The sequence below is a fragment of the Pseudomonas sp. P5_B2 genome (genome assembly GCF_056400445.1).
Window position 1 is genome coordinate 1 of the sequence record NZ_JBFULH010000259.1, and the last position, 5,954, is coordinate 5,954.

Genomic DNA, 5,954 nt, shown 5'->3' on the forward strand with positions numbered 1-5,954 from the left:
AGCTGACTTTGGCCCCGTGAGTCAAGTGGCCGCCGTGGGCCAGGCTCATTCCCAGCACGGTGTCGCCGGCTTGCAAGAGCGCAAGGAACACCGCGGCATTGGCCTGGCTGCCGGAGTGCGGCTGGACGTTGGCGTAGTCAGCACCGAACAATTGTTTGGCCCGATCAATCGCCAGTTGCTCGACCACGTCAACGTGTTCGCAGCCGCCGTAATAGCGCTTGCCCGGATAGCCTTCGGCGTATTTGTTGGTCAGGCCGCTGCCTTGCGCTTCCATCACCCGTTGGCTGGTGTAGTTCTCTGAAGCGATCAGTTCGATGTGGTGCTCTTGCCGTGCATCTTCGGCGTTCATTGCTGCCAACAGTTCGTCGTCGTAGCCTTTGATCTGGTCGTGTTTGCTGAACATGGTGGTGTCCTGTGTGGATGACGGGAAGGTGTTGAGCGGCATCAAGCGTCGGCAGAGTCTTGGGTCAATCGCGCGTAGGCGTGTTGATCCAGCAGGTGGTGAATGGCCTCGGCGTCGGCCGGTTTGAAGCGAAAGAACCAGCCTTCGCCCAAGGGATCTTCGTTGACCAGTTCGGGGGCGGTTTCCAGCGTCGCGTTGACCTCGACCACGTCGCCGTCCAGCGGCATGCCAATGTTGCTGGCCGCTTTCACCGACTCCAGCACTGCCGCTTCATCACCGGCGCCGAACGTCCCCAATTCAGGCACTTGCACGAACACCACATCGCCCAACGCCTGCTGGGCATACGGTGTAATGCCAACGGTGACCAGGCCATCCTGCTCAAGCCGTAGCCATTCGTGATCGACGGTAAAACGCAATTCACTCATAACTGCTCCTCATTGTTCAGACCCATCCGCTGCTGGTGGCGGATGACGTTTACAGGCTCGTGCGGGGGCGCCGAGCGTGGTTTGGTCTGAGATAGCAAGGGCGGTGCCAATATTGGTTAGTTGTTTTAAATCAACTGGTTGGTGTGTTTTTATGAAGGGCGAAGAGTGTTGGCTGTATTGAAATCAATACGGGCAAGAGAAGGATAATGAGCAGGGCAGGAAAACACGGGGCGCGGCAGTTTGTCTTGAAATCGATACGCTGTATCGATTTGCAAACACCAACGTTTGCCACACCCCAAAAACCCTGTGGGAGCGAGGCTGCTCGCGATAGCGGCATGACATTCAACAWGGATGTTGACTCACAGCCCCTCATCGCGAGCAGCCTCGCTCCCACAGGGGATGTGTGTTGTTTTCAGGACTTGCTGGGAATGCCGTACTTGCGCAGGCGAATGGCGATGGCGCTGTGGGAGGTTTGGAGGCGAGTCGCGAGCAAACGGCTGGATGGATAACTGCGATAAAGCTGCTCCAGCAGATGTTTTTCAAACCCTGCAACGGCCTCTTCAAGGCTGCCCACTTCACCGTCGTTCTGCCGCTCGACCGCCGTTCTGGCGATGTCCAGATCGTCGATGTCCACCAGCGRGTTTTCGCAAATCGCCGCCGCCCGGAAAATCACGTTTTGCAACTGGCGGACATTACCCGGCCAGCGATTGCCGAGCAGGGCGGTAAAGGTGCTCGGTGCCAAACGGCACACCGGGCGCTGGATCTGGGCGCAGGCCTGCTGCATGAAGTGATTGGCCATCAACAGGATGTCGTGGCCGCGTTCGCGCAGTGGCGGTACGTGCAGGTTGAGCACATTGAGGCGGTAGAACAGGTCTTCGCGAAAGTGGCCTTCGCTGACCATTTTTTCCAGGTCTCGGTGGGTCGCACTCAGCACCCGGACGTTGACCTTGACCTCGCGATCACCGCCGACCCGGCGAAAACAACCGTCGCTCAAAAAGCGCAGTAACTTGGCTTGCAGGTAAGGCGACATCTCACCGACTTCATCGAGAAACACCGTGCCCTGATCGGCCAGCTCCAGCAGGCCGAGTTTGCCGCCACGTTGGGCGCCGGTGAAGGCACCGGCGGCGTAGCCGAACAGTTCACTTTCGGCGAGGCTTTCCGGGAGTGCCGCGCAGTTCAGGGCGAGAAAGGGCGAGTCATGCCGGGCACTGATCGCGTGGCAGGCGCGGGCTACCAGCTCTTTGCCGGTGCCGGTTTCGCCCTGGATCAACAGCGGCGCGTCGAGCGCGGCGACGCGTTGGGCGCGGGCCTTGAGCGTGCGAATCGCCGGGGACTCGCCCAGCAGCGCATCGAAACCTTCGGCATGGTCATGGTGCAGCGCCGACAGGCGTTCGCCGATGCGGTTTGGCTGATACAGGGTCAGCAGGGCGCCAGCGCCAGTGATCGGCATGGCATCCAGCAGCAACGTCTGGCCGCCGAGGCTGACTTCGTGCATGGGCAGGCGAAACCCGTGTTCGATCAACGTGCGTTGCAAGGAAGGATCATCAAACAGTGCCGTCAGCGATTCGCCGGCCGGTTCGCGACCACAGAGGGCAATCAGCGCCGGGTTGGCCAGCAGCACAAAACCCCGGTCGTCCACCGCCAAAACAGCGTCGGTGCTGGCGGCCAACAAGGCATCGAGCTGCAAGCTTCGGCGTTGTCCCGGAAGGATGTCGACCATCGTCACCGCTTGCACGCCCTGCACTCCGAGAAAGGCCTCGCGCAACTCGTCCAGCACCTCGGCACCGAGGGTCGGCGCATCGATGTAAACGTTCGGCGGCACCATCTCGACGGCGTCCAGATTGAACCGGCGCCCACCGAGCAGGGCCAGCACTTCCTGGGTGATGCCGACGCGGTCGATGAAGGTGACGTGGATGCGCATAACGGGCCTGCAAGGGTGGCGAACGAGGGGAGGGCGTCAATGAGTATGCCGGGCGCGACTCCGGTGTGGCGAGCGGATATCAGTCCTTGGCGGTTTTACGCGAGCTGGCCGCCAGGTCCTCAAGAAAGGCCTGGAGGATCGGCGGTGGGGCCGTGCCGCGTCGGGTAATCACGTCAAATGGCGACATCAGCTGCAGGGTGTTCGGCGCCAGTTGGTGCATCTCGCCGGTCTTGATCCACTGAGCGGCGAAGTGCGCCGGCAGAAAACCCAGGTAGGCCCCGGAGATCAACAGAATGGCCAGCGCCTCGATGTTGTCCACGGTCGCCGCGGCCTTGGTAACACCCAAATGTTCGAGGTCGTATTGCTGCATGTAGCCGCGCACGACAATGCGGCTTGCGGCAATTTCTTCGAGCAGTTCGGCACCTTCGGCCTTACTGCCATACAGCGGATGCCGTCGCCCGCAATACAGTCCCAATGCCTCTTGATACAGCGGCGTATGCAGCAGCCCCGGCACATGGATCGGGAAGTGCCCTATGGCCAAGTGAAGTCGGCCGTCGAGCACGCGTTCTTCCAGTTCGGCGGGGGCGCCCACGTACACGTTGAGGTGCACGTCATGCCCCCGGGACACGAAGCGTTGAGTGGTGCGTGGCAGCGGCGAATCGGGGTCGGTGATGGTGGTGTCGATAATCCCCAGGTTGAGCTTGCCGCTGATGTGTTGCTTGAGCACGTCGGCGTCCATGCAGAAGTTCTCCACCGCCGACAACAGCCGCTGCGTCGCTTCATGTATCGCCACGCCTTGCTCGGTCAGGCGAAACCCGCTGCGCCCGCGCTGACAGAGTTTGACCCCGAGCCGGGTTTCCAGATGAGTCATCTGTTCGCTGATCGTCGACTGGCCGGCATTCAACGCCGCTTGCGCGGCAGAAAATCCCCCACACCTGACAATCGTGGCAAACACCCTGAGCAATTTCAGATCGACATCGTGCAGCTGAATCACCTTGAACCTCCCGCGTGTGGATGCATCGGCAATGCCGATATGAGTATCTGATGTTTAGCATTTTTTCCACGAAAACCTGCGCCCATAGTCATTTCAACGGCGGTCGCCTTGCAGTCCGCCCAGCCGATAACAAAAAGTGGAGAGGCTTGAAATGTCGAATAACGGTTATGAATCCGGTCGCCTGAACCTGCCATTCGTGGGTCATTGCACCTTTGGCAAATCCCCGGTGTGCACCGATTGGGATGCACTGGATGCCGACGTCGCGGTACTGGGCGTCCCTAACGATATGGGTACCCAGTGGCGCTCCGGCGCACGCTTTGGGCCACGCGGGATTCGCGAAGCATCGACGCTGTTCTCCTTCGGCCACGCCGGCGCCTATGACCACGAAGACGACGTGATGTACCTGACCGCCGCCGACGTGCGCATGGTCGATATCGGTGACGCCGACATCGTGCACACCGACATGGTCACCAGTAACGAAAACACCGAATACGCCGTGCGCAAGATCCTCGATGCCGGTGTCATGCCCGTGGTACTAGGCGGCGACCACTCGGTGCACGCTCCGGTGATCAAGGCTTTCGAGGGCCGCGGCCCGATCCACATCATCCACTTCGATGCGCACCTGGACTTTGTCGACGAACGCCACGGTGTGCGCTATGGCCATGGCAACCCGCTGCGTCGCGCCTCGGAAATGAACCACATTGTCGGCATGACCCAGATGGGCATTCGCAACGTCTCGTCCTCCAACCGCGATGACTACGAAGCGGCCCATGCCGCCGGCTCGAAAATCCTCTCGGTGCGCGATGTCCGGCGCCTCGGCGTCGAGGGTGTGCTGGCGCTGATCCCGCAAAACATCAACTACTACATCACGATAGACATCGACGGTTTCGACCCGTCCATCGCCCCGGGCACCGGCACCCCAAGCCATGGCGGATTCCTCTACTACGAAGTGCTGGAAATCATCCAGGCCCTGGCCAAACGCAGCAAAGGCAACATCGTCGGCATGGACCTGGTAGAGGTTGCACCGGTGTATGACCCGAGCGGCATGACCTCGATTCTGGCGGCGCAACTGCTGCTCAACAGCATCGGATTCATCTTCCATGAGCGGGCTCAGGCGAAACACGCCGTGAGCGAAACCACCACCGAATCGGCGTGAACTGACCGCCGCACAGAGGGCATGAAAAATGGACACGATCGTTAAGCAGTACCTGCAAAAATTCGGTGTATCCGAAGCGACCCAGACCTTCCTCAGCAAGGTCCAGAAAATGTTCATCGGTGGTGCCTTTGTCGAGGCCAGCGACGGACAGACTTCCGACGTCATTGAGCCGTCGACCGAAGGCCTGATCACGCGTATTCCGATGGGCACTACCGACGACCTGGACCGCGCTGTGCAAGCGGCTCGCGCACAGTTTGACGGTGGCGCCTGGAGTCAGGCCAAACCGGCGGAACGCGAGCGACTGATTCAGCGCCTGGCGGACCTGGTTGAACAAAACGCCGCAGAGCTGGCAGAAATTGAATCGATCGACATGGGCAAGTCCGCAGCGTTTGCCAAGGACGTCGATATTCAAGGCACGGTCGATACCCTGCGCTATTTCGCCGGCTGGGCCACCAAGCTGCACGGCCGCACCGTCGAGCCTTCACTGCCGGGCAATTACCTGGCCTATACCCGCAAGGAAGCGGTGGGGGTGGTGGGTGCCATCGTGCCGTGGAACTTCCCGCTGCAAACCATGGCCTGGAARCTCGGCSCSGCCCTSGCCACCGGTTGCACCGTGGTGSTCAAACCCGCTGAACTGACCTCGCTGTCGGCCCTGCGTTTTGCCGAATTGGTGCAGGAAGCCGGGATCCCGGACGGTGTGATCAACATCGTCTCCGGACGCGGCAGTGTGGTCGGCGCGRCCATGGCCACGCACCCTGGCATCGACAAACTGACTTTCACCGGCTCGACCCCGGTAGGCCGTACCGTCGGGCGCGCCGCGCTGGACGAAATGAAGCGACTAACGCTGGAACTTGGAGGAAAATCTCCGGTAATCGTGTTGGCCGATGCCGATATCCCCGCGGCGGCGCAAGCGGTCGCCAACGGTKTGTTTTTTAACTCGGGCCAGGTGTGCGATGCCGGTACACGCGCTTATGTTCATCGCAGTGTCTACGACGAATTCCTGCGTGAGCTGATCGCCTACACCCGCACGCTGAAGATTGCTCCGGGTCTGGATC

Annotated in this window: 5 protein-coding genes and 1 pseudogene; 2 read left to right on the forward strand and 4 right to left on the reverse strand. The window is 60.7% G+C overall.

The genetic code is table 11. From position 1 onward, the window contains the following. The 4 genes and pseudogenes from glyA to AC1DRJ_RS17700 all read right to left on the reverse strand — a co-directional run. A pseudogene (glyA, locus tag AC1DRJ_RS17685) lies at window positions 1-403 on the reverse strand (serine hydroxymethyltransferase); the annotation flags it as partial. Window positions 404-444: 41 nt separating this feature from the next. Continuing rightward, a complete protein-coding gene (gene gcvH, locus AC1DRJ_RS17690) occupies window positions 445-828 on the reverse strand; it encodes a glycine cleavage system protein GcvH (RefSeq protein ID WP_477803293.1) in 384 nt (127 codons plus the stop codon). A gap of 412 nt (window positions 829-1,240) precedes the next feature. Next, window positions 1,241-2,749, reverse strand: coding sequence for a sigma-54-dependent transcriptional regulator (locus AC1DRJ_RS17695; protein WP_477803294.1), 1,509 nt, complete (start codon window positions 2,747-2,749; stop codon window positions 1,241-1,243). A 79-nt stretch (window positions 2,750-2,828) separates the two neighbouring features. Beyond that, window positions 2,829-3,743, reverse strand: a complete 915-nt coding sequence (locus AC1DRJ_RS17700; protein ID WP_477803295.1) for a LysR family transcriptional regulator — start codon at window positions 3,741-3,743, stop codon at window positions 2,829-2,831. A 151-nt stretch (window positions 3,744-3,894) separates the two neighbouring features. Here AC1DRJ_RS17700 and speB point away from each other — a divergent pair, with 151 nt between their 5' ends. Together speB and AC1DRJ_RS17710 are read left to right on the forward strand one after the other, a co-directional pair. Further along, window positions 3,895-4,899, forward strand: coding sequence for an agmatinase (gene speB / locus AC1DRJ_RS17705; RefSeq protein WP_477803296.1), 1,005 nt, complete (start codon window positions 3,895-3,897; stop codon window positions 4,897-4,899). Window positions 4,900-4,927: 28 nt separating this feature from the next. Beyond that, on the forward strand, window positions 4,928-5,954 hold a 1,027-nt coding region (locus tag AC1DRJ_RS17710; protein WP_477803297.1), incomplete at its 3' end, for an aldehyde dehydrogenase family protein.

Excerpts from the sequence above, each read along its gene's own strand:
- gcvH (WP_477803293.1), bottom strand. The coding sequence starts at position 828 with ATGAGTGAATTGCGTTTTACCGTCGATCACGAATGGCTACGGCTTGAG.
- speB (WP_477803296.1), top strand. The coding sequence starts at position 3,895 with ATGTCGAATAACGGTTATGAATCCGGTCGCCTGAACCTGCCATTCGTG.